Raw genomic sequence first — 20,702 nt, forward strand, 5'->3', positions numbered from 1 at the left:
AAAAAGGGGGACCCGCACCCTCGTAATGGCGCCCGTCCCCCGGCCTGTCGCGCGCGATCTTCATAATTTCTTTCGAGACCCTAGCGGGGCGGTGGCGGGGATGGAACGGGATTCGTCAACTGGAGGCAGGTGTGCAGGTGGAGGCCGGGCGCGTGGCTGATTCTCTTCCCGACGAGGGGACTTCACCGCGAATCCTGCGGTCCGAGACCGTGCTCGTGCTGGCGCTCTCGCTGGGTGCGAGCGGAGTGTCGGCGCTGATCAGCTTCATCGGATCGCTCACCAAACCGGGCGGGCTCAAGCACCAGGCGGCCAACCTCAACACCTCGTACGCCCCCGGGAGGCCGTGGCTCGATCTCGCCTGGCAGCTCTTCGGCATCGCGACGGCGCTCGTGCCGGTCGCGCTCGTGGCCCATCTGCTGCTGCGCGAACGTACCGGCGGCCTGCGGGTGATCGGCTTCGACCGGACCCGGCCGTGGCCGGACCTGGGCCGCGGGGTGCTCATCGCGGCCGGGATCGGCAGCGCGGGGCTCGCCTTCTACCTGGTGGCCCGTGCGGTGGGCGGCAATCTGACGGTGGTCCCCGAGTCGCTGCCCGGCGTGTGGTGGAAGTACCCGGTGCTGATTCTGTCGGCGTTCCAGAACGCGGTGCTCGAAGAGGTCATCGTCGTGGGGTATCTGCTGCGCAGACTCGGCCAGTTGGGGTGGACCCCGATGGCCGCGCTCGTCGCCAGCTCCGTGCTGCGCGGCTCGTACCACCTCTACCAGGGCATCGGCGGTTTCCTCGGCAACATGGTGATGGGCGTGGTCTTCGTGCTGCTCTACCGGCGCTGGCAGCGGGTCGGCCCGCTCGTCGTCGCCCATGCGCTGCTCGACATCGGTGCCTTCGTCGGATACGCGCTGCTCGCGGGGAAGGTGAGCTGGCTGCCGACGATGTGAGCCGGCCGGGGCGGGGCGGGGCGGGGCGTGACGGGGCGGGGCGTGACGGGTAAGGGGCGTACGGCTATTGCCTGCGCCCCTTACCTCGCTACGGCGTGCCCCCCTCAAGGCGCGGTCAGCAGCTCGCCGTCGATCACCGTCACCGCGCGGCCCGTGAGCAGGGTGCGCTCGCCGTGCAGCGCCGTGCGGACGAGGCCCGAGCGGGCCGAGGCCTGGAGGCCGGTCAGTTCGGCACGGCCCAGGCGCGCGGACCAGAACGGGGCGAGAGCGGTATGGGCGCTGCCCGTCACCGGGTCCTCGTCGACGCCGACGTTGGGGAAGAAGCAGCGAGAGACGTAGTCGTAGCCGGTGTCCGGGCCGGCTGCGGCCGTCGTGATGATGCCGCGCCCGGAGTGCCGCCCGAGCGCCCGCAGGTCCGGGGCGAGGCCGCGCACGGCCGCCTCGTCGGACAGCTCCACCAGGAGGTCGCCGATATGGGCCGAGGTGCCGTGGACGGAGCGGACCGGGGCGCCGAGCGCCTCGGCGAGGCCGGCCGGGACCGGCTCCTCGACCAGCTCCGAGGTGGGGAAGTCCAGGGTGATCGTGCCGTCCTCGGCGGCGGTCGCGGTGAGGATGCCGCAGCGCGCGGCGAAGCGGACCGTCCCGGTCGCCGCCCCCGTGGAGTGCAGGACGTGCGCGGTCGCCAGGGTGGCGTGGCCGCACATGTCGACCTCGGTGGCCGGGGTGAACCAGCGCAGCGCCCAGTCCGCGTCGCCGCCCGGCGGCAGCGGATGCGCGAAGGCGGTCTCGGCGTGGTTGACCTCGCGTGCCACGTCCTGGAGCCACGCGTCGGCCGGGAAGGCGTCGAGGAGCAGCACACCGGCGGGGTTGCCGGCGAACGGGCGGTCGGTGAAGGCGTCGACGATTCGGATGCGCATGTCCGCACCGTACGGGACGGGAAATCCCCCGGGCCAAGGCCAATTCGCGGTGGCTGGACCGCTTGCGGGCCGTCGTGGCGGGGCGCTCGTCCCGTCGGCGTGGTTCACACGGCCAGCGGGACGGCGTGCACCTCGTCGGCGGGGTGGCCGGCCCGCTCGTGGACGCGCTGTACGGCGTCGGCCGAGGGCGCCTCCGAGAGGCAGTAGACGGTGCCCGACTTCGGGTCCGCCCAGGCCTTCTCGAAGTGGACGCCTTCGTCGTTCTCGATGTCGAGGTCCGCCTGATGTGCCTGCTTCAGCTGCTCTGCCGTGATGCCCGTCATCCCGTGGTGGACGTCCATGAACCGCGACATGGCGTCACACCCCCTTCCGGCGTTCCGCACCGGGGCGTCCAGGGCCGGCACGTCTGTGCCGGCTCCCGCTCCGCTCCCTCCATCGTGCGCCCGTGCGGGCCCCGGGGCGAGCGGGCCCGGGCGGGGTCTCAGGCGGTCTGGCCCCAAGTGCGGACGCACAGGACGAGGCGATAGCCGTCCGGGTCGGCGATCGTCACGCCGTGCTCGTCCCAGTACGGGTTGTGCGCGGGGACCCGGGTGCCGCCGGCGGCGACCAGCCGGTTGATCAGGACCTCTTCCACCGGGGCCCCGAGGTAGACCACGAACAGGTCGTCCACGGTCGGGGTGGGTTCCAGCGGGCGCTCGGGGTCGTGCGTCAGCTCGAAGTGCCAGCACCCGCCGGGCGGCCCGACCATGAGGAGGTCGTGCTCGCCCGGGACCCGCTCGGTGGTGTGCCACAGCACATCGAGCCCGAGGCCCTCCACGTAGAAGTGCTGGGCGGCGGCGAGGTCCCGCGAGGGGCGGGCCACCCGGATGTGGCTCGCGGGGTCGATCATGCCGAGCGCTCCAGGGCGGCACGCCATGCGGGGCTGTCGACGTAGTGGTTGTCGAAGCGCTCCGCCGACTCGGCGATCTCCTTCGGGTCGGCCTCGCCCCGCATCACCCGGCCGAGCAGCCGCAGGTAGTCGAACCGGCCCATCCCGGGGGTGAACACGAAGAGGATGTCGGCCTCGGCGCCGGGCGCCGCTGCGAAGGCGTGCGGTGTGTGCGGCGGGACGGCCAGGAAGTCGCCCGCGTTCAGGACGGTGACCTCGTCGCCCACCAGCACCCGCAGGGATCCGCCGATCACGAAGAACAGCTCGGTCGCCTTGGTGTGGAAGTGTGCCGGCGCCCCCACGGCCCCCTCGCTGAAGCTGGAGCGGTAGCTCGTGAAGCCGCCGCCGGGGCCGGCGGTGTCCGCGTCCGCCAGCAGGGTCATCACGCTGCTCGGGTCGGCGCAGATCTCGGCTTCGGCGTGGCGGGTCAGCACGGCCGGAAAGGCGGTGTCAGGAGCGATGGCGGGGTTCGTTGCCTCAGTCATGATCATGATCCTACGTTTCCAACTGCCCTACGGACCGGGCCATTTCGGCGCCGGATGGCTGGGCCAATTGCCCTGGGCCGAACGGTGCCCGGCCGGGCCGGCGGCCACCCCCGAAGCGTCCGTCGGGCCACCTCCGGGACAAGGGGTTGTCAAACGTAAGTCACCGATATATCGTTGACGCATCGCGACAGATCAACGATGGAAGGAAATGAACCATGCGTTCACATGGATACGGACAGCAAGGACCCGGCCATCGCGGTCGGGGCGACTTCGAGGGGCGGCGTGCCGCTTTCGGACCCTTCGGTCCCGGCTTCGGCGGCGGACCGTGGGGCGGTGGCCCCGGCGGCCGCGGCGGTCGGGGTGGTCCTAGGGGCAGGGCGCGGCGCGGAGATGTCCGCGCGTCGATCCTGGCCCTGCTGAAGGACCGGCCGATGCACGGCTACGAGATGATCCAGGAGATCGGCGAGCGCAGCGGCGGGGCCTGGAAGCCCAGTCCCGGCTCGGTCTACCCCACCCTCCAGCTCCTGGAGGACGAGGGCCTGATCACCAGCGAGAGCGAGGGCGGCAAGAAGCTGTTCACGCTCACCGACGCCGGGCGCACGGAGGCCGAATCGGGGGCCGAGGCTCCCTGGGAGGACGCCGGGCGCGGGGTCGACTGGGAGGCCATGCACGAGATCCGGCAGGCCGGCTTCGGTCTGATGGAAGCGTTCGGCCAGGTCTGGAAGACCGGCTCGGCCGACCAGCGCCAGAAGGCGCTCACCGTCATCAACGACGCCCGTAAGACGCTCTATCTGATCCTTGCCGACGAGGACTGAACCTCGTCCTGGCGAAGCCCCGCGGTCACCGGCCGCGGGGCTTCGCGCGTCCGGTTCAGACGCAGAGCCCCCCGAGCTTGCGCAGCGACTCGTTGAGGGCGGCCGTGGCCGAGTCCTTGAGCTTGCCCGCCATGAGCGAGACGGCGGCCCCCGTGAACTCGCCGTCGATGCGGACCGTGGTGGCCCCGCCGTCGGGGACGACCGTGTACCGGTTGAAGACGCTCACGCCCATCGGGCCCTTGCCGCGGACGCCGAACACCCGCCCGGCCTCGAACTCGTCCACCGTCCAGGCCACTTCGGCCGGGAAGCCCATGAGCTTCATGTTCTCCGCATAGGTGGCGCCCAGCTCCAGCTTGTCGGGCCCGCCCGCCGGGAAGCTGGTGTGGGTGGCGTTCCACTCGCCGTACGAGGAGAAGTCGGTGAGCTGTGCCCAGACCTTCTCGGCCGGAGCCTCGATACGTGCCTCCGCGCTGACCTCGGCCATACGACCACTCCTTCATGGGGCTACCTGGAACGGTGACGGGAACGTGCGCGGAACGTAGCCGGAGCCGGGCCAACATTCAAGACTGACGAACCGTCAGATCGGTCGGACCGTCTGATCCGCTGGGCCGTCAGATCTGCTGAGTCTCCAGGGCCCAGATCTCGGCGGAGTCGAACAGGTCGCAGGCGCGCGGCCGCGCGGACTCGTCGTGGCAGTGGAACGCCGCCCAGAACAGGTCGCCCGGGAGCGCGTCGCACGGCGCGTACACCCGGTACACATACTGCTGTCCGTCCTGGGCCAGCAGGGCGACCATCCAGCACATCGACGCTCCCTCGGCGGGCGGGTGGGGACGGCTGTGTCCGGAGGGAAGGACGAGCCCGCGCGGGGGGCCGGTTGCGCCGGGGGCGCGGGCCGGTACGTCTCGCGCCGCCCAGAGTTCCCCTCGCGCGGGAGATTTCCGAGATCTCATCCGTAAGGAGGAGAAGCCGGTCATCCGTGCCCACCTTCTGTGGGAGATCGAAATGCTTCCGCACGGGGATGTGCCGCGCGTCGGCGGCTGATGAGGTGGGATGGTGCACCGTCCTACCTCAGGAGCAGCTCACCGGGCTCCTCCCGCAGACATCGAAGTCCGGCTCACCGCGGAGCTGGCCTCCGTGGTCGCGGGCGCGCGCAGGCGTGCGCTGCGCGACGGGGACCGCCAGCTCGACACCGCGCACCTGCTGCACTCCCTGATGGAGAGCGACCCCGAGGTGCGGTCCGTCTTCGACGACGGCCCTCAAGTGGCGCGCGTCCTCGGCTACTTGGTGCAGCGCAGCATCGGATACGGGCTCCGCTGGCAGGGCTCCGTGGAGGACTCGGGGGCGGTACCCCTGATGACACAGCCCGGCTGGTCGCCCAGCGCCCTGACGGCGATGGAGTACGCGCTCGGCCGAGCCGAGGCCCGTGGCGCCGAGCCGGTCGAGGGCCGCGATGTGCTCGCCGCGCTCGCCGCGGACCCGGAGTGCCGCGCCGTCGAGGTGCTGCGGCACGCGGGTGTGGACGCGGGCGCGCTCGCCGACCGCCTCGCACAGTCGACCGCCTCGCACAGCCGGAGGCACCTGGCCTGACCGGAGGCCCGGGCGGGGTGACCCGGCAGGCATGTAGCCCGCGGGGTGACCCGCCAGGCCCGAAGGCCCTGCGCCGGGGCGGATTCGGGCCGTCGGGCGGGGCCTGGCGCGGGGGCGCCGTCTCGACAGGTGTCACGCGGATGAAGGTGCTGACCGGGGCTGCCATGATGTGCCGATGCACGCGTCTCAGGGAAGAAGCGTCGGCCTGGGACTCGCCCTGGCGTCGGCCTTCGCGTTCGGTGGTTCAGGGGTGGCGGCCAAGCCGCTCATCGAAGCGGGGCTCGACCCGCTGCACGTGGTGTGGCTGCGGGTAACCGGCGCCGCGCTCGTCATGCTCCCGGTGGCCTGGCGCCACCGGGCCCTGGTGCTGCGCAGGCCCGCGCTGCTCGCCGGGTTCGGGCTGCTCGCCGTCGCCGGCGTCCAGGCCTGCTACTTCGCCTCGATCTCCCGCATCCCGGTGGGTGTCGCGCTGCTCGTCGAATATCTGGCGCCCGCGCTCGTCCTCGGCTGGGTCCGGTTCGTCCAGCGCAGGCAGGTCACCCGGGCCGCTGCGGTCGGCGTGGTGCTCGCCGTCGGCGGCCTCGCCTGCGTCGTCGAGGTCTGGTCCGGGCTCAGCTTCGACGCGGTCGGACTGCTCCTCGCGCTCGGCGCGGCCTGCTGCCAGGTCGGCTACTTCGTCCTGTCCGACCAGGGCGGCGAGGGCGAGGGCGCGGCCGATCCGATCGGCGTCATCGCGTACGGGCTGCTCATCGGTGCGCTCGTCCTGACCGTGGTGGCCCGCCCGTGGGGCATGAAGTGGTCGGTGCTCGGTGGCAGCGCCGACATGAACGGCTCCCAGGTCCCCGCCGTACTGCTGCTCTGCTGGATCGTGCTGATCGCCACCGTGCTCGCCTATGTCACCGGGGTCATCTCGGTGCGCCGGCTCTCCCCGCAGGTCGCCGGGGTGGTCGCCTGTCTGGAGGCGGTGCTGGCGACCGTGTTCGCCTGGGTCCTGCTCGGCGAGCACCTCTCCGCGTCGCAGATCATCGGCGGCGCCATCGTCCTGACGGGCGCGTTCATCGCCCAGTCGGCGGCCCCCAAGGCCCCCAAGGCCCCCAAGGCCCTCACGACCCCCGAGGCGCCCTCGGCCCCCTTGCCCCCGGCCGCCCCGGGCGGACCGCTCCCCGCCGAAGGGGAGTTGTCGCCCGGACACTCGCCCGCCTAGGGTGACGATCGTGCCGATGACCGTACTGCCGCCTCCCGCCGCGTAACGCGGGCGGCCGCACTTCCGACGAAGACCCGGCTCGGGCAGTCCCCGAGCGGCTCGTCGCTGCCCGCGTACTCCACGCCAGCGAACAGCCAGCCGTCTTCCTCCTCGGAGTACGTACGTGTCGAACTCTTCAACGGGCCCTGCCACGGCCCCTGCCGCCGCCCTGTCCGTCGGCCGCGGTCTGCTGTACCTCGCCTTCGCCGGAGTCGCCTGGGGCACCGCGGGCGGCGCCGCCGCCCTGGTGTTCGGGGCCAGCGACCTCGGACCGCTCGCCCTGTCCTTCTGGCGCTGCGCCGGCGGACTCGTCCTGCTGCTCGGCGCGATGGCGCTGCGCCGCCGACCCGCACCCAGGGCCGCCGAACCGCGCGGCCGCAGGCTGCTGCGCATCCTCGGGAACGGCGTCGGCCTGATGGTCTTCCAGAGCGCGTACTTCGCGGCGGTCGAGGCCACCGGGCTCGCGGTCGCGACCGTGGTGACGCTCGGCGCCGGCCCCGTCCTCATCGCGCTCGGCGCCCGGTCGGCCCTCGGTGAACGGATCGGGTGGGCGGGCGGAGCCGCCGTCGCGGGGGCACTCGCGGGGCTCGCGGTCCTGTGGATCGGAAACGGCGGCGGCACGGTCCGGCCCGCCGGGGTCCTGCTCGCGCTGGTCTCGGCCGCCGGATACGCGGCCATCACCCTGCTGACCAGGTGGCTCGGCCGCGACGGCGGCGCCGGCGACCCGTCGGCCACCACGGCCTGGGCCTTCGGCGTGGCGGCCCTGTGCCTGCTGCCCCTCGCGGGCTCGGAGGGCCTGCTGCCGCACACCGGGGACCCGGTGCGGGTGCTGATCCTGCTCCTGTACGTGGCGGCCGTGCCCACCGCGTTCGCGTACGCCCTCTACTTCGCCGGGGCCGCGGTGGTCCGGGCCGCGACCGTCTCCGTGATCATGCTCCTGGAGCCGGTGAGTGCGGCCGTGCTGGCCGTGTCCGTACTGGGCGAACGGATCACCGCGGCCACCGCGGTCGGCACCGCGCTGCTGCTCCTCGCGGTGCTCGGGCTCGCGGCGGCCGAGACCCGGCAGGCGGCCAGGAGCCGCCGCGGGGCGGTTCTCCTGTAAGGCGCGTTCCCCGTTCCGCGGCCTGGGCGGCCCCCGCCGCGGAACGGGGGCCCACCCGGGGCGGCCACGAAACGGCGCACATCACGGTGAGGCAATCCGGGACCTCACATCACGGGGAGGCAATCCGGGACCTCACGTCACGGGGAGGCAATCCCGGACCTCACATCACGGTGAGGTAGTCCGGTACGCCCACCGACGGGTCGAGGTCGTCGGCCGGGAGGGGCGCGCCGTAACCCGGGGCGAGCGGCAGGACGCCGGCCCAGTGCGGCAGCGAGAGGTCCTCGGCGTCGTCGTTCGGGCCGCCGGTGCGGAGCTTCGCCGAGACCTCGTCGAGGTCGAGGCGGACCACCGCGGTCGCGGCCAGCTCCTTGGCGTTCGCCGGGCGCGAGTCGAGGGAGCGGCCGGGCACGACGTGGTCCACGATCGCGTCGAGCGCGGTCCGCTTCTCCTCGGGGTCGGTGACCTCGTGGGCGATGCCGTGCACCACGGCCGAGCGGTAGTTGATCGAGTGGTGGAAGGCGGACCGGGCGAGCACGAGCCCGTCGACGTGGGTGACCGTCAGGCAGACCGCCAGCCCCGGGTCCGCCTGCCCGGCCGCGCGCAGCGGCCGCGAACCGGTCGAGCCGTGTATGTACAGCCGCTCGCCGACCCGGGCGAAGAGCGTCGGCAGCACCACGGGGGCGCCGTCGCGGACGAATCCCAGGTGGCAGACGTACGCCGTGTCGAGGATGCCGTGCACCAGCTCGCGGTCGTACGAGGCCCGCTCGCGCGAGCGGGTCGGTACGGTGCGGTCGGTCGCCTGGTAGGGGGCTGCGGTCGCGGTGTCCGACATTGCGTTCTCCATTGCACTAGTGCATAATCTGGTTTGTGCTAGGAGAATATCGGATCGAAGGGCGTCGCGCATCGGAGATTGCCGAGAGCGTGGAGCGCGCGGTGGGTTCCGGCGGGCTCGAACCGGGTCAACTGCTGCCCCCGCTCAGGGAGTTGGCCACCGAGCTGGGGGTCAACCCCAATACGGTCGCGGCCGCCTACCGGCTGCTGCGCGACCGCGGGGTGATCGAGACGGCGGGCCGGCGCGGCAGCCGGGTGCGGCCGAGGCCCGCGAGTTCGGCCCGCGACCTCATCCGCGCCGACGTGCCCGAAGGCGTCCGCGACATCTCCGACGGCAATCCGGACGCGCGGCTGCTTCCGCCGCTCGCCGACGCGCTGGCGGCCGCCGCCCGCGCCAACGCCGAGCAGCCGGGCCGCTTCCTCTACGGGCAGGAGCCCGTGGACGAGGAGCTGGCCCGCCTCGCCCGCGCCGGCTTCGACGAACAGGGCGTGCCGGACGGACCGGTCGGGGTGCTCTCGGGCTCGCTCGACGCCATCGAACGAGTGCTCACCGCGCATCTGAGGCCCGGCGACGCGGTCGCGATCGAGGATCCCGGCTGGAGCGCGCTGCTCGACCTCGTGCCGGCGCTCGGTCTGCGGCCCGAACCCATGCCGCTCGACGACGAGGGGCCGCTGCCCGAGGGGGTCGAGCGCGCTCTGGAGGCGGGTGCCCGGGCCGTCGTGATCACCTGCCGGGCGCAGAACCCCACCGGAGCCGCCGTGAGCGCGGCCCGCGCCCGCGCGCTGCGCGAGGTGCTCGCCGCCCACCCCGGCGTGCTGCTCATCGAGGACGACCACGGCCACGGCATGGTCGACCTGCCGCTGCACCCCATCGCCCCGGCGACCGGGCACTGGGCGTTCGTACGGTCGGTGGCGAAGGCGTACGGGCCGGATCTGCGGCTCGCCCTCCTCACCGGCGACGCCGTCACGCTCGACCGGGTGCGCGGGCGCCAGCGGCTCGGGCCCGGCTGGGTCAGCCGCCTGCTCCAGCGGGCCGTGGTCGAGCTGTGGACTTCCGGCTCGGTCGATCCGGCGAAGGTCGCCCGCTCCTACCGCGAGCGGCGCGAGGGGCTGCTGCGGGCGCTGCGCGAGCGCGGGGTCCGCGCCCACGGCCGGAGCGGCTTCGTGGTGTGGGTGCCGGTGCCCGAGGAGACGGGGGCGGTGTCCCGGCTGCTGCACGCGGGCTGGGCGGTGGCCCCCGGGGCGCGCTTCCGGATGGCCTCGGGGCCCGGGATGCGGATCACCGTGTCGAGCCTCGGCCCGGACGAGATCGGGCCGCTCGCGGACGCCGTGGCCTCCGCGGTCGGCCCGGGCCCGGGCGTCCGCTTCGCCTACTGAGCCCGCGCCTGCCGCCCCTTCGCGCGCCGCCGGCTCTGGGTCAGGGCGGCGCCCGCGAGCACCACGGCCGCCCCGACCGGGGTGTTCCAGCTCAGGCTCTCGCCGAGGACCGCGACCCCGGCGGCCGTGGCGATCACCGGGATGAAGTACGTGACCATCTGGGCCGTCGTCGGACCCACCTCGTTGACGAGGCCGTACTGGACCAGGACCGCGAGTCCCGTGCCGAGTGCGCCGAGGGCTGCGACGGCCAGCAGCGGAACGAGCGAGAAGGAGTGCGGGAGACCCGCGAACAGCGGTGTGACCAGAGCCAGTTGAAGGGTCGCGACGCCCAGCTGCGAGCCGATCAGGGACAGGTTGGAGTGCCCGCCGCCCGCCAGGGTGCGCCGGACGTAGATCCAGCCGATCGGGTAGCAGAGCGAGGCGAGCAGGGCCATCGCCGTCCCCGTGACGTCCAGCCCGTGGAATCCCTGCCAGGCGCCGAGCACCGTGAGCACCCCGAGGAAGCCGAGCCCGAGCCCCGCGACCCGGCGACGGGTCGGACGGTCCTCGGAGAGCGCCACCATCGACAGGGCCATGCCCCACAGGGGCGAGGTCGCGTTGCAGATGCCGGCCAGGGTCGAGGGGATGGTGAGTTCCGCGTACGCGAAGAGGGAGAACGGCGCGGCGTTGAGGAGCAGCGCCGCCACCGTCAGATGGAGCCAGGTACGCCGGCCGCGCGGCAGCCGCTCACGCTTGACCGCCATCGCGACCGCCAGCACCAGCGTGCCGAAGAGCAGCCGTCCGAGGGTGACCTGGAACGGGGCGTAGCCGTCCGTGCCGACCTTGATCAGCAGAAAGCTGAAGCCCCAGATCAGCGAGAGCCCGGCGAACCGGACGCGCCAGTCCAGAGCGGGACGGCGGCCGATGGCCGTCGCCGGGGCCGTGGGGGACGGGAGGGGGGTGGCGGAGGAGGGCCGGGGAGGGGCGGGGGTGGTCATGACGACCACGATGGCGCCATGGACCTCGTAGCACAAGCGAGATTTGGCGGCGGCAATCGGTTAGCATCGCTTACATGTTGAATCTGGAGCGCCTGCGCACCCTCGACGCGGTGGCCCGGCACGGCTCGGTGGGCGGCGCCGCCGACACCCTGCACGTGACGACCTCGGCCGTCTCCCAGCAGCTCGCCAAGCTGGAGCGGGAGGCGGGCCAGCCGCTGCTCGCCAAGAACGGGCGCGGGGTGCGGCTCACCGACGCGGGCCGCCTCCTGGCCGAGCACGCCGCCCGCATCCTCTCCCAAGTCCAGCTCGCCCAGGCCGAGTTGGAGGCCCAGCGGGACCGCGTCGTCGGCGAGCTGCGGATCGCGGGCTTCGCCACCGCCGTGCGGGGCCTGTTCCCCGCCGCCCTCGCCTCGCTGCGCGCCGAGCACCCCCAGCTCGTGGTGCGCTCCGAGGAGCTGGAGGCCGACGAGTCGGTGCGGGGCGTGCTGCTCGGCGACCTCGACCTCGCGCTCGTACTCGACTGGTACAACAAGCCGCTGCCGCTGCCCGAAGGGCTCGCCAAGCGGGCGGTCCTCGACGACCTCGCGGACGTGGCCCTGCCGGCGGGCCATCCACTGGCCGGCCGCTCGGCGGTGGACCTGGAGGAGTTCGCCGACGACGAGTGGATCACCTGGCCCGAGGGCGAGTTCTGCAACGAGTGGCTGATGTTCACCCTGCGGGGCAAGGGGATCGAGCCGAAGGTCTCCCATGTGGCCCGCGAGCACGCCACCCAACTCGCCCTGGTGGAAGCCGGTTTGGGCGTCAGTATCGCCCCACGGCTCGGCCGTGACCCGGTCCCCGGCGGGGTCGCGGTGGTTCCGGTGCGCGCCGCGATGAGCCGCCACGTATACGCGGTGTGGCGTGCCGACGCCGACCGCAGGCCCTCGATCCGGGCGGCGGTCGACGCCCTGGCGGCGGCGGGGGAGGCGCTGGCCGGGGGCCGCTGAGTCCGGCGGTCAGCGCCCGAAGTCGCCGCCCAGTTTGCGGAAGTCCCAGGAGACGACGGTGTCCGGCGTCAGACGCAGCCAGGCGTGGCGCCCGTCGTGGACCATCTCCTGGAGGCCGAAGTTCTTGGCCGCGAACAGCGCCTCCACGGGCGCGAGTTCGGGGCACGGCTCGCCGGAGCGCGGTGCCTCGCCGACCGGTACGACGCTGCCGCTGAGCTCCACCCCGCGCAGCTCCCCGTACTCCGTGCCGTCGTCCACCACCACGGCGACGCGGGGGTCCTTGCCGAGCTGGGCCCAGCGGCGGCTGCGGGTGATCGAGTACAGCCAGAGCGAACCGCCGTGCCAGACGTACCAGAGCGGCGCGACGTGCGGGCTCCCGTCGGCCGATACCGTGGCGACCCGGCAGGTGCGCTGCTCGCCGAGGAAGGCGTCGCGCTCCTCGTCGCTCATCATGATCCGTCGGCCCCGACGCTGTGTGGCGGTCATGACGCCTCCCCTTCGCTCTGTCCACGGTCCGCTGCCCAGCAGCATTCTGACGCTACGTCAGAAATCATGGCGTGCCCTTCCCTCGGCACGCAATGGCGGTTAGCCTCCCGCGCCATGGCGAAGAAGGAACTCCTCGCGGAACAGCTCGACCCCGCCACCACGGTCCTGATGACCGTCGAGTGCCAGCAGGGCGTGGTCGGCACCGACAGCGCACTGCCCGAACTCGCCAAGCAGGCAAGGGAGTCGGGGGTCCTGAACAATGTGGCCCGCCTGGTGGCCGGCGCGCACCGGGCGGGCGTCCAGGTGCTGCACGCGGTCGCGGAGCGCCGCCCCGACGGGCGCGGGGCCAGCCGCAACGCGCGGCTCTTCCGCGCCGCCGAGCGGCTGCCCGTGCAGCAGTACTCCGGTTCCCGGGCGGTGCGGATCGCGGAGCCGATCGAGGTGGCGGACGAGGACATCGTCGTACGCCGTCTGCACGGCCTCTCACCCGTCTCGGGCACCGACGTGGACCCGCTCCTGCGCAACCTCGGCTGCCGCACCCTGATCGTCACCGGGGTCTCGGCGAACGTGGCGATCCCCAACGCGGTCTTCGACGCGGTCAACCTCGGCTACACGGCGGTGGTCGCGGCGGACGCGATCGCGGGAGTGCCGGCCGACTACACCCCCGCGATGATCCGGCACACCCTCGCCCTGGTGGCCACGGTGGCGACCACGGACGACATCCTGGGCTGCCTCGCGCCGGGCCGCCGGGTCACACGAGCTTGATGGAGCCCCCTTCGACCTTGATCGCGGCGGGGGGCAGCGGGGAGGGCGCGGGGCCGCCCTTGACGCTGCCGTCCGTGACATCGAACTTGCTGCCGTGGCAAGGGCAGTTGATGGTGCCGCCCGACACGGACGACACGGCACAGCCCTGATGCGTGCACTTCGCGGAGAACGCCTTGAACTGGCCGGCGGTGGGCTGGGTGACCACGACCCCCTCCTTGGCGAAGATCTTCCCGCCGCCCTGCGGTACCTCCGACGTGGTGCCGAGCACGCTCCCGCCGCCCTTGGCACCGCCGTCCCCGGCGGGCGTGGCCGGGTCGGCGGAGGACGCGCTGTCCGAGCTGCCCCCGCACGCGGTCAGCGCGGCGGCGAGCCCGGCCGCGCCGACGCACGCGATGACGGTCCGGCGCGCCGGCACCTGGACGGGCGGGGACTGCGATTCGGTGCTCATGCTGGCTGTCCTCTCGACATATGACGCTCGACCGCGTGGTCGACTGCGTGGGGGAGTACGGGAGTGGGGCACGGGGCGTTCAGCGGCAGGGTGATTTCCCGGGGGAACGGGTGGAGGCGGCCCGGCGGAAAAGGGGCACGGGCGGGCGGGAGCCGCGAAGTAGCCTGTGCCCATGCTCACTGAAGTCACCGCGACCCGGTACGTCACGCCGTTGCGTGAGGGCGGGTCGCTTCCGGGCATCGTCGAGGCCGACGATCTCGGAACGTATGTCATGAAGTTCACCGGGGCCGGCCAGGGCCGCAAGACGCTCGTCGCGGAGGTCATCTGCGGCGAGCTCGCCCGCAGGCTCCGGCTGCGCGTCCCGGAGCTGGTCACCATCCAGCTCGACCCGGTCATCGGCCTGTCCGAGCCCGACCAGGAGGTGCAGGAACTGCTCAAGGCGAGCGGCGGCCTCAACCTGGGCATGGACTACCTGCCGGGCTCGCTCGGCTTCGACCCGCTGGCCTACGAGGTGGGCGCGGCCGAGGCCGGCCGGGTCGTCTGGTTCGACGCGCTGATCAACAACGTCGACCGGTCGTGGCGCAACCCCAACATGCTGGTGTGGCACGGAGACCTGTGGCTCATCGACCACGGCGCCACCATGATCTGGCACCACAACTGGCCGGGCGCCGCGGCCTCCGCCGCCAAGCCCTACAACGCCTCCGACCATGCGCTCGCGCCCTTCGGGCCGGACCTCGCCGCCGCTGCCGCCGAACTCGCGCCGCTGATCACCGAGGAACTCCTGACCGAGGTCACCGCCCTCGTCCCCGACGAGTGGCTGGTCGACGAGCCCGGCTTCGAGACGACCGACGAGCTGCGCCGCGCCTACGTCGAGCCGCTGCTCGCCCGCGCCGCCACGATCCACGAGCGGATCGTCCTCGACGCCCCCGCGGCCACCAAGCCCTCGCAGGCCCCCGGCTGGCTGACCGACCAGATCAAGCCCTGGCCGCACCCGACCAGGAACAGCCAGCAGAACCAGGACAGCCAGCAGAGCCAGAACAGCCAGAAGGATGCCGACCGTTGAGCAAGCGCGATGTCTTCGAGTACGCGCTGCTGCGCGTGGTGCCACGCGTCGAGCGCGGGGAGTGCTTCAACGCCGGAGTGCTGGTCTACTGCCGCGCCCACTCCTTCGTCGCGGCGCGCACCCATCTGGACGAGACGAAGCTGAAGGCCCTGGACCCGGATGCCGACGTCGTGGGCGTTCGGGCCGCGCTGCGCGCCGTGGAGGGCGTCTGCGGCGGCGGCGAGGCGGCCGGCCAGGCGGCGGGTGACGACGCGGGGCGGCGCTTCCGCTGGCTGATCGCGCCGCGTTCCACGGTCGTCCAGCCCGGTCCGGTGCACACCGGCCTCACCGCCGACCCGCGGGCCGAGGCCGAGCGGTTGCTGGACCTGCTGGTGCGCTGAATCCGCCCCGGCGGGGGTGTGACATGCGCCGGGGGATCCGTGGCCCGTTGACACCGGGTGCCAGGGCTTCTAGCGTCACGTCTGCTGAAGCTACTAAGCGGTTGCTCAGTGACTGAGGGCCGCGGATCCCAGGGCGAGGAGAACAGCATGTCCACCACCGAGCAGCGTGTCGCCATCGTGACCGGGGCGGCGCGGGGCATTGGCGCCGCGACCGCCGTCCGGCTTGCGGCCGAGGGCCGGGCCGTCGCCGTACTCGATCTCGACGAGGCGGCCTGCAAGGACACCGTCGACAAGATCACCGCGGCGGGCGGCCGAGCCATCGCCGTCGGCTGCGACGTCTCCGACAGCGCCCAGGTGGAGGCGGCCGTGGAGCGGGTGGCCGCCGAGCTCGGCGCGCCGACCATCCTCGTCAACAACGCCGGCGTGCTCCGCGACAACCTCCTCTTCAAGATGAGCGAGTCGGACTGGGACACGGTCATGAACGTCCACCTCAAGGGCGCGTTCCTGATGGCCAAGGCCTGTCAGAAGCACATGGTGGATGCCAAGTGGGGCCGTATCGTCTCGCTCTCCTCGTCCTCCGCGCTCGGCAACCGGGGCCAGGCCAACTACTCCGCCGTGAAGGCCGGCCTCCAGGGCTTCACCAAGACCCTCGCCAAGGAGCTCGGCAAGTTCGGCATCACCGCCAACGCGGTCGCCCCCGGCTTCATCGTCACCGAGATGACCGCGCAGACCGCCGCCCGTGTCGGCATGGGCTTCGAGGACTTCCAGGCCGCGGCCGCCACCCAGATCCCGGTCCAGCGCGTCGGCCACCCCGAGGACATCGCCAACGCCATCGCCTTCTTCACCGGCGAGGCCGCGGACTTCGTCTCCGGCCAGGTCATGTACGTGGCCGGCGGACCGCTCAACTAAGGCCAGGGGCACCGAACATGACTGAACTTCCTGAACTGTCGGGCAAGGTGGCCCTGGTCACCGGAGCGAGCCGCGGCATCGGCTACGGCATCGCGGAGGCGCTCGTCGCCCGCGGCGACCGGGTGTGCATCACCGGACGCGGCGAGGACGCCCTCAAGGAGGCCGTCGAGCGGCTCGGCTCCGACCGTGTCATCGCGGTCCCGGGCAAGGCCGCCGACGAGGCCCACCAGGCCGCCGCCGTCGAACGCACCATGGAGGCGTTCGGGCGGGTGGACTTCCTGGTCAACAACGCCGGTACGAACCCGGTGTTCGGCCCGATCGCCGAGCTCGACCTGAACGTCGCGCGCAAGGTCTACGAGACCAATGTGATCTCCGCGCTCGGCTTCGCGCAGCAGACCTGGAAGGCCTGGCAGAAGGAGAACGGCGGCGCGATCGTCAACATCGCCTCGATCGCCGGAGTCTCCGCCTCGCCGTTCATCGGCGCGTACGGCATGAGCAAGGCGGCCATGGTCAACCTGACCCTCCAGCTGGCGCACGAGTTCGCGCCGACGGTACGGGTCAACGCGATCGCCCCGGCCGTGGTCAAGACCAAGTTCGCGCAGGCGCTGTACGAGGGCCGCGAGGCGGAGGCCGCCGCGGCCTACCCGATGGGCCGGCTCGGCGTGCCCTCCGACATCGGGGGCGCGGCCGCGTTCCTCACCTCCGAGCAGTCGGCCTGGGTCACCGGACAGACCCTGGTCGTCGACGGCGGCCTCTTCCTGAACGTAGGGGTCCACTGAGACGTCGAGTTGATTTGCTCCTGAATATGCCAAGTGCCCTGCTGAGACGGTCGGTTGACCCAGCGGGGCACTGCGGTATGGTCTGCCGATCCATGGCCGACCGAGGAGCGTGCACGTGTTCAGAGGGACCAACTGCCGACCCGCCGTGACGGCCCTTGCGTCCATATCCCTGCTGGCCGGCTGCGGTCTGATTCCGGGCGGATCGTCCGGCGCCCCGCAGGAGATCACGGTGGGCACGACCAGTGAGCCGAGCACGCTCGACCCGGCGGCCTCCTGGGACGGATCGTGGGAGCTCTACCGCAACGTCTTCCAGACCCTGGTGGCCTTCCCGACCGGCAGCAGCGCCCCGCAGCCGGACGCCGCGCGGTCCTGCGGCTTCCAGGACAAGTCGAGCCGCACCTTCACCTGCACCCTGCGCAAGGGAATGACGTTCTCGGACGGGACCAAGCTCGACGCGAACGCCGTCAAGTACTCCTTCGACCGCATCGTCAAGATCAATGTGAAGGCCGGCCCCAAGGGGCTGCTCAGCAGCCTCGACAAGGTCACCGCCGACAACGAGCTGACGGTCACCTTCCACCTCAACAAGCCCGACGCCACCTTCCCCTACGTGCTCGGCGCGCCCGCCATGTCCATCGTGGACCCCGCGGCGTACCCGGCCGACAAGCTCCGCGACGACGGCGGGCTCACCGGCTCGGGCCCCTACACGCTGGAGTCGTTCAAGGCGGGCGACCGGGCGGTCCTGAAGAAGAACAGCAGCTACCAGGGCTTCGCGCAGCGCCAGAACGACGGCGTCACCATCCGCTACTTCCACGACTCCCAGGGCATGCTGGACGCCCTCAAGAGCAAGCAGATCGACATCACCTACCGCGGCATCACGGCCGACGAGGTCGAGGACATCCGGGGCGAGAAGGCGGCGGGCAAGCCGTACCAGCTCGTCGAGAACACCGGCACCGAGATCCGCTTCCTGGTGTTCAACCCCAAGGACCCCGAGGCCGCGAAGCCCGCGGTGCGCCGCGCGGTCGCCCAACTCGTCGACCGCGACGCCCTGGTCGCCAAGGTCTACAAGGGCACCGCCGAGCCCCTGTACTCGATGGTCCCCACCGGCGTGAACGGGCACACCACCAGCTTCTTCGACACCTTCGGCTCGCCCAGCGTCCCCAAGGCGAAGGACATCCTGCGCAAGGCCGGGATCACCACCCCGGTCCCGCTCACGCTCTGGTACACCACCGACCGCTACGGCTCGTCCATGGCCGCGGAGTTCAAGGAACTCAAGCGGCAGCTCGACGCCTCCGGGCTGTTCGACATCACGCTCAAGAGCAGCCCCTGGAAGACGTACACCGAGGGCTTCCAGTCCGGTGACCTGCCCGTCTTCGGACGCGGCTGGTTCCCCGACTTCCCCGACCCCGACAACTTCATCGCGCCCTTCGTCGGCAAGGAGAACGCCGTCGGCACGCCCTACGACCAGCCCGAGATCACCAGCCAACTGCTCCCGCAGTCGCGCGAGATCTCCGACCGCGGCGCCGCGAGCAGGCAGTTCGAGCGGGCGCAGGACATCCTGGTCGACGACGTACGGCTGCTGCCGCTGTGGCAGGGCAAGATCTACCTCGCGGCGAGCGACGACATTGCGGGCGGCGAGCGCGCGATGGACCCGCAGACGGTCATGCAGATGTGGGAGCTGCACCGCAAGACCAGCTGGTAGGAGCGGGCGCGGGCGGCGTTGTCAGTGGCGGCGGGTAGGTTCGGGATTCCGCGAGAGAGTGCGGGAACCGAATGTCCCACGGAGGTTGTTGACGTGACCGATACCGCCATGCTGCCCGAGTCCTGGCAGGGCGTCCTCGGCGAGGAGCTCCAGAAGCCGTACTTCGAGGAGCTCACCGCGTTCGTCGAGGAGGAGCGGGCGAAGGGTCCCGTCTTCCCGCCCCGCGACGAGGTGTTCGCGGCCCTTGACGCGACCCCGTACGACAAGGTGAAGGTCCTGGTCCTGGGTCAGGACCCCTACCACGGCGAGGGCCAGGGGCACGGCCTGTGCTTCTCGGTGCGGCCCGGGGTCAGGACGCCGCCCTCGCTGCGCAACATCTACAAGGAGATGCGCGACGAGCTGGGTCTGGACGTCCCGGACAACGGCTACCTCATGCCGTGGGCCGAGCAGGGCGTGCTGCTGCTCAACGCGGTGCTCACGGTGCGCTCGGGCGAGGCCAACTCGCACAAGGGCAAGGGCTGGGAGAAGTTCACCGACGCGGTGATCCGGGCCGTCGCCTCGCGGCCCGATCCGGCGGTCTTCGTGCTGTGGGGCAACTACGCGCAGAAGAAGCTCCCGCTGATCGACGAGGAGCGCCATGTCGTGGTCAAGGGCGCCCACCCCTCGCCGCTCTCGGCCAAGAAGTTCTTCGGGTCCCGCCCGTTCACTCAGATCAACGAGGCGGTCGCGGCGCAGGGCCACGCCCCCATCGACTGGCGCATCCCCAATCTGGCCTGAGGTCCACCGGGCGGAGGCCGGGCGGCGGGCGCCCGTCGGCGGGACGTGTGACGGCGTCCGGCTGACAGGTCGGGGCGGCCGCCCGAGCCTCAGGCCGATTGTCAGTGGCGGCGGTTAGCGTCGAAGTCGTTGGAGTTTCGGGACGACGGGCGGAGACAGCGGTGACGGACATGCAGGAAGCCCCGGGGGACCTCGTGATGACCCGGATCGGGCAGGCGATGATGCTGCTGCACGGAGGGGACCGCGAGGAGGCCCGCAACCGGTTCGGCATCCTGTGGTCGGAGATCGGGGAGAAGGGCGACGCGCTGCACCGCTGCACCCTGGCCCACTACATGGCGGATGCCCAGGACGACGCCGGGGACGAACTGGCGTGGGACCTACGGGCGTTGGCGGCGGCCGACGGCCTGACCCAGTCCCGTCTCGACGAGCACCACGACTCGCTCGCGGTACGGGCCTTCTACCCCTCGCTCCATCTCAACCTCGCGGCGGACTACGTCAAACTGCACCGCCCCGAGGATGCCCGCCTCCATCTCGACCGCGCCCATGACGCACTGGACACGCTGTCCGACGACGCTTACGGGAACGACATCCGTGAGGCGCTGCGCCGCCTTGAGCGGCAGCTGGACACGGTCTGAGGGCGCCGCTTGGGTGACGGCGTCCTGATGGAGCGTCAGTTGCCGTACGTGGCACGGCAGATGCGGGCCTCGGGGCTGTCCTCGCGCCAGCCGCCGTAGCGTCGGCCGAGGGCGCAGAGGTCACCGCCCGGGGCGGGCTGCGGCGGGGTGCTACGGGGGCGGCGCCTCCCGGGGGTGGCGGAGGGATGGTGCGTCGGCTCCTGCTCTTCGGCCCCTGAGCGCCGCTCGCGGCGGGGCGGGTCCGGGCGGGCGTGCGGCTCCTGCTCCTGCTCCGGGGGCGTGCGTGGCGCGGGGGCGGTGGGGGTGACGGGGGAGGGGCCATCGGGGGGCTGGACCGTGTCCAGGGCCTCACGCGCCGGGGCCTGGACGGCCCCGGAGGCCTGGTGCTGCCGGGCCGGCGGGGCGGGTGGCGCGGCGGGAGCGGGACCGCCCCCGACCGCGACGCAGCCGGCGACGCATCCGCAGACGGCCAGGGTGGCCGCGGCCGTCAGGAGCCTCAGCGCATTGCGGATGCGGTGCATCCGTCAACTGTGCTGGCTGCGGCCGCCGTTGGGCCACCTGGGCCGGGCACAATGGCC

At 72.2% G+C, this 20,702-nt stretch carries 26 protein-coding genes; 15 read left to right on the forward strand and 11 right to left on the reverse strand.

The features are described 5' to 3' along the window. The first annotated feature begins 131 nt into the window (after nt 1-131). Nucleotides 132-935 (forward strand): CPBP family intramembrane glutamic endopeptidase, encoded by an 804-nt coding sequence (locus tag CG740_RS00085; protein WP_100572776.1) that lies wholly within the window; start codon nt 132-134, stop codon nt 933-935. Nucleotides 936-1,039: 104 nt separating this feature from the next. On the opposite strand, the gene CG740_RS00090 is transcribed toward CG740_RS00085, so the two are convergent. The 4 genes from CG740_RS00090 to CG740_RS00105 all read right to left on the reverse strand — a co-directional run bounded on the left by CG740_RS00090 (nt 1,040) and on the right by CG740_RS00105 (nt 3,265). Further along, nucleotides 1,040-1,852: a PhzF family phenazine biosynthesis protein gene (locus CG740_RS00090; RefSeq protein WP_100572777.1), complete on the reverse strand. Its 813-nt coding sequence runs from the start codon at nt 1,850-1,852 to the stop codon at nt 1,040-1,042. A gap of 104 nt (nt 1,853-1,956) precedes the next feature. After that, nucleotides 1,957-2,205 carry an SCO4226 family nickel-binding protein gene (locus CG740_RS00095; protein WP_100572778.1) on the reverse strand — a complete coding sequence of 83 codons (249 nt, stop codon included), beginning with the start codon at nt 2,203-2,205 and terminating at the stop codon, nt 1,957-1,959. Between the two features lie 128 nt (nt 2,206-2,333). Then, the gene (locus CG740_RS00100) at nt 2,334-2,741 is read right to left on the reverse strand and encodes a VOC family protein (protein ID WP_100572779.1); all 408 of its coding nucleotides are present in this window, start codon (nt 2,739-2,741) and stop codon (nt 2,334-2,336) included. Beyond that, on the reverse strand, nt 2,738-3,265 hold the full coding sequence (locus CG740_RS00105; protein ID WP_100573569.1) for a cupin domain-containing protein: 528 nt from the start codon (nt 3,263-3,265) through the stop codon (nt 2,738-2,740). Before CG740_RS00105 ends, CG740_RS00100 begins: the two co-directional genes overlap by 4 nt. A gap of 215 nt (nt 3,266-3,480) precedes the next feature. Between CG740_RS00105 and CG740_RS00110 the strand changes: the two genes are divergently transcribed. Continuing rightward, nucleotides 3,481-4,080 (forward strand): PadR family transcriptional regulator, encoded by a 600-nt coding sequence (locus tag CG740_RS00110; RefSeq protein ID WP_100572780.1) that lies wholly within the window; start codon nt 3,481-3,483, stop codon nt 4,078-4,080. Between the two features lie 55 nt (nt 4,081-4,135). On the opposite strand, the gene CG740_RS00115 is transcribed toward CG740_RS00110, so the two are convergent. Both CG740_RS00115 and CG740_RS00120 read right to left on the reverse strand, forming a co-directional pair. After that, on the reverse strand, nt 4,136-4,564 hold the full coding sequence (locus CG740_RS00115) for a type II toxin-antitoxin system Rv0910 family toxin (RefSeq protein ID WP_100572781.1): 429 nt from the start codon (nt 4,562-4,564) through the stop codon (nt 4,136-4,138). Between the two features lie 127 nt (nt 4,565-4,691). Next, a complete protein-coding gene (locus tag CG740_RS00120) occupies nt 4,692-4,883 on the reverse strand; it encodes a hypothetical protein (protein ID WP_100572782.1) in 192 nt (63 codons plus the stop codon). Nucleotides 4,884-5,130: 247 nt separating this feature from the next. Between CG740_RS00120 and CG740_RS00125 the strand changes: the two genes are divergently transcribed. The 3 genes from CG740_RS00125 to CG740_RS00135 all read left to right on the forward strand — a co-directional run bounded on the left by CG740_RS00125 (nt 5,131) and on the right by CG740_RS00135 (nt 8,012). Next, on the forward strand, nt 5,131-5,667 hold the full coding sequence (locus CG740_RS00125; protein WP_100572783.1) for a Clp protease N-terminal domain-containing protein: 537 nt from the start codon (nt 5,131-5,133) through the stop codon (nt 5,665-5,667). 175 nt (nt 5,668-5,842) lie between these two features. Next, nucleotides 5,843-6,871 (forward strand): EamA family transporter, encoded by a 1,029-nt coding sequence (locus CG740_RS00130; RefSeq protein ID WP_100572784.1) that lies wholly within the window; start codon nt 5,843-5,845, stop codon nt 6,869-6,871. A gap of 163 nt (nt 6,872-7,034) precedes the next feature. Then, nucleotides 7,035-8,012 carry a DMT family transporter gene (locus CG740_RS00135; protein ID WP_234375969.1) on the forward strand — a complete coding sequence of 326 codons (978 nt, stop codon included), beginning with the start codon at nt 7,035-7,037 and terminating at the stop codon, nt 8,010-8,012. 160 nt (nt 8,013-8,172) lie between these two features. Here the strand turns inward: CG740_RS00135 and CG740_RS00140 are convergent, their stop codons facing one another. Continuing rightward, on the reverse strand, nt 8,173-8,844 hold the full coding sequence (locus CG740_RS00140) for a pyridoxamine 5'-phosphate oxidase family protein (protein WP_376496867.1): 672 nt from the start codon (nt 8,842-8,844) through the stop codon (nt 8,173-8,175). 35 nt (nt 8,845-8,879) lie between these two features. Between CG740_RS00140 and CG740_RS00145 the strand changes: the two genes are divergently transcribed. After that, nucleotides 8,880-10,220: an aminotransferase class I/II-fold pyridoxal phosphate-dependent enzyme gene (locus tag CG740_RS00145; RefSeq protein WP_100572786.1), complete on the forward strand. Its 1,341-nt coding sequence runs from the start codon at nt 8,880-8,882 to the stop codon at nt 10,218-10,220. Here CG740_RS00145 and CG740_RS00150 read toward each other — a convergent pair. Continuing rightward, a complete protein-coding gene (locus CG740_RS00150) occupies nt 10,214-11,233 on the reverse strand; it encodes a DMT family transporter (RefSeq protein ID WP_100572787.1) in 1,020 nt (339 codons plus the stop codon). The genes CG740_RS00145 and CG740_RS00150 overlap by 7 nt on opposite strands. 38 nt (nt 11,234-11,271) lie before the next feature. Here CG740_RS00150 and CG740_RS00155 point away from each other — a divergent pair, with 38 nt between their 5' ends. Continuing rightward, nucleotides 11,272-12,183, forward strand: a complete 912-nt coding sequence (locus CG740_RS00155) for a LysR family transcriptional regulator (RefSeq protein WP_100572788.1) — start codon at nt 11,272-11,274, stop codon at nt 12,181-12,183. 9 nt (nt 12,184-12,192) lie between these two features. Here the strand turns inward: CG740_RS00155 and CG740_RS00160 are convergent, their stop codons facing one another. Then, entirely contained in the window at nt 12,193-12,669 is a 477-nt protein-coding gene (locus tag CG740_RS00160; RefSeq protein ID WP_100572789.1) for a pyridoxamine 5'-phosphate oxidase family protein, read from the reverse strand. A 114-nt stretch (nt 12,670-12,783) separates the two neighbouring features. On the opposite strand from CG740_RS00160, the gene CG740_RS00165 reads away from it, so the two are divergent. Beyond that, entirely contained in the window at nt 12,784-13,434 is a 651-nt protein-coding gene (locus CG740_RS00165) for an isochorismatase family protein (RefSeq protein WP_100572790.1), read from the forward strand. On the opposite strand, the gene CG740_RS00170 is transcribed toward CG740_RS00165, so the two are convergent. Next, on the reverse strand, nt 13,421-13,882 hold the full coding sequence (locus CG740_RS00170) for a Rieske (2Fe-2S) protein (protein WP_100572791.1): 462 nt from the start codon (nt 13,880-13,882) through the stop codon (nt 13,421-13,423). The genes CG740_RS00165 and CG740_RS00170 overlap by 14 nt on opposite strands. A 172-nt stretch (nt 13,883-14,054) precedes the next feature. Between CG740_RS00170 and CG740_RS00175 the strand changes: the two genes are divergently transcribed. The 7 genes from CG740_RS00175 to CG740_RS00205 all read left to right on the forward strand — a co-directional run bounded on the left by CG740_RS00175 (nt 14,055) and on the right by CG740_RS00205 (nt 20,124). After that, nucleotides 14,055-14,945: a HipA family kinase gene (locus CG740_RS00175; protein ID WP_234375970.1), complete on the forward strand. Its 891-nt coding sequence runs from the start codon at nt 14,055-14,057 to the stop codon at nt 14,943-14,945. Next, nucleotides 14,942-15,325 carry a DUF3037 domain-containing protein gene (locus tag CG740_RS00180; RefSeq protein WP_100572792.1) on the forward strand — a complete coding sequence of 128 codons (384 nt, stop codon included), beginning with the start codon at nt 14,942-14,944 and terminating at the stop codon, nt 15,323-15,325. Before CG740_RS00175 ends, CG740_RS00180 begins: the two co-directional genes overlap by 4 nt. Nucleotides 15,326-15,472: 147 nt before the next feature. Then, nucleotides 15,473-16,234 carry a 3-oxoacyl-ACP reductase FabG gene (fabG, locus tag CG740_RS00185; RefSeq protein ID WP_100572793.1) on the forward strand — a complete coding sequence of 254 codons (762 nt, stop codon included), beginning with the start codon at nt 15,473-15,475 and terminating at the stop codon, nt 16,232-16,234. 17 nt (nt 16,235-16,251) lie between these two features. Further along, a complete protein-coding gene (locus CG740_RS00190; protein ID WP_100572794.1) occupies nt 16,252-17,013 on the forward strand; it encodes an SDR family oxidoreductase in 762 nt (253 codons plus the stop codon). Between the two features lie 109 nt (nt 17,014-17,122). Further along, nucleotides 17,123-18,712: an ABC transporter substrate-binding protein gene (locus CG740_RS00195; RefSeq protein ID WP_100572795.1), complete on the forward strand. Its 1,590-nt coding sequence runs from the start codon at nt 17,123-17,125 to the stop codon at nt 18,710-18,712. A 93-nt stretch (nt 18,713-18,805) separates the two neighbouring features. Then, entirely contained in the window at nt 18,806-19,489 is a 684-nt protein-coding gene (locus CG740_RS00200) for a uracil-DNA glycosylase (RefSeq protein ID WP_100572796.1), read from the forward strand. 161 nt (nt 19,490-19,650) lie between these two features. Then, nucleotides 19,651-20,124 carry a hypothetical protein gene (locus CG740_RS00205; protein WP_199846282.1) on the forward strand — a complete coding sequence of 158 codons (474 nt, stop codon included), beginning with the start codon at nt 19,651-19,653 and terminating at the stop codon, nt 20,122-20,124. 35 nt (nt 20,125-20,159) lie between these two features. Here CG740_RS00205 and CG740_RS41475 read toward each other — a convergent pair whose 3' ends face one another. Beyond that, a complete protein-coding gene (locus CG740_RS41475; RefSeq protein ID WP_267895387.1) occupies nt 20,160-20,645 on the reverse strand; it encodes a hypothetical protein in 486 nt (161 codons plus the stop codon). Between the last annotated feature and the right edge of the window lie 57 nt (nt 20,646-20,702).

It is taken from the genome of Streptomyces sp. CB01201 (assembly GCF_002803085.1).
In the GTDB taxonomy this organism is placed as follows: domain Bacteria; phylum Actinomycetota; class Actinomycetes; order Streptomycetales; family Streptomycetaceae; genus Streptomyces; species Streptomyces hundungensis.

Excerpts from the sequence above, each read along its gene's own strand:
- CG740_RS00090 (WP_100572777.1), bottom strand. The coding sequence starts at position 1,852 with ATGCGCATCCGAATCGTCGACGCCTTCACCGACCGCCCGTTCGCCGGC.
- CG740_RS00095 (WP_100572778.1), bottom strand. The coding sequence starts at position 2,205 with ATGTCGCGGTTCATGGACGTCCACCACGGGATGACGGGCATCACGGCA.
- CG740_RS00100 (WP_100572779.1), bottom strand. The coding sequence starts at position 2,741 with ATGATCGACCCCGCGAGCCACATCCGGGTGGCCCGCCCCTCGCGGGAC.
- CG740_RS00105 (WP_100573569.1), bottom strand. The coding sequence starts at position 3,265 with ATGACTGAGGCAACGAACCCCGCCATCGCTCCTGACACCGCCTTTCCG.
- CG740_RS00110 (WP_100572780.1), top strand. The coding sequence starts at position 3,481 with ATGCGTTCACATGGATACGGACAGCAAGGACCCGGCCATCGCGGTCGG.
- CG740_RS00115 (WP_100572781.1), bottom strand. The coding sequence starts at position 4,564 with ATGGCCGAGGTCAGCGCGGAGGCACGTATCGAGGCTCCGGCCGAGAAG.
- CG740_RS00120 (WP_100572782.1), bottom strand. The coding sequence starts at position 4,883 with ATGTGCTGGATGGTCGCCCTGCTGGCCCAGGACGGACAGCAGTATGTG.
- CG740_RS00125 (WP_100572783.1), top strand. The coding sequence starts at position 5,131 with ATGGTGCACCGTCCTACCTCAGGAGCAGCTCACCGGGCTCCTCCCGCA.
- CG740_RS00130 (WP_100572784.1), top strand. The coding sequence starts at position 5,843 with ATGCACGCGTCTCAGGGAAGAAGCGTCGGCCTGGGACTCGCCCTGGCG.
- CG740_RS00140 (WP_376496867.1), bottom strand. The coding sequence starts at position 8,844 with ATGTCGGACACCGCGACCGCAGCCCCCTACCAGGCGACCGACCGCACC.
- CG740_RS00155 (WP_100572788.1), top strand. The coding sequence starts at position 11,272 with ATGTTGAATCTGGAGCGCCTGCGCACCCTCGACGCGGTGGCCCGGCAC.
- CG740_RS00160 (WP_100572789.1), bottom strand. The coding sequence starts at position 12,669 with ATGACCGCCACACAGCGTCGGGGCCGACGGATCATGATGAGCGACGAG.
- CG740_RS00165 (WP_100572790.1), top strand. The coding sequence starts at position 12,784 with ATGGCGAAGAAGGAACTCCTCGCGGAACAGCTCGACCCCGCCACCACG.
- CG740_RS00170 (WP_100572791.1), bottom strand. The coding sequence starts at position 13,882 with ATGAGCACCGAATCGCAGTCCCCGCCCGTCCAGGTGCCGGCGCGCCGG.
- CG740_RS00175 (WP_234375970.1), top strand. The coding sequence starts at position 14,055 with ATGCTCACTGAAGTCACCGCGACCCGGTACGTCACGCCGTTGCGTGAG.
- fabG (WP_100572793.1), top strand. The coding sequence starts at position 15,473 with ATGTCCACCACCGAGCAGCGTGTCGCCATCGTGACCGGGGCGGCGCGG.
- CG740_RS00190 (WP_100572794.1), top strand. The coding sequence starts at position 16,252 with ATGACTGAACTTCCTGAACTGTCGGGCAAGGTGGCCCTGGTCACCGGA.
- CG740_RS41475 (WP_267895387.1), bottom strand. The coding sequence starts at position 20,645 with ATGCACCGCATCCGCAATGCGCTGAGGCTCCTGACGGCCGCGGCCACC.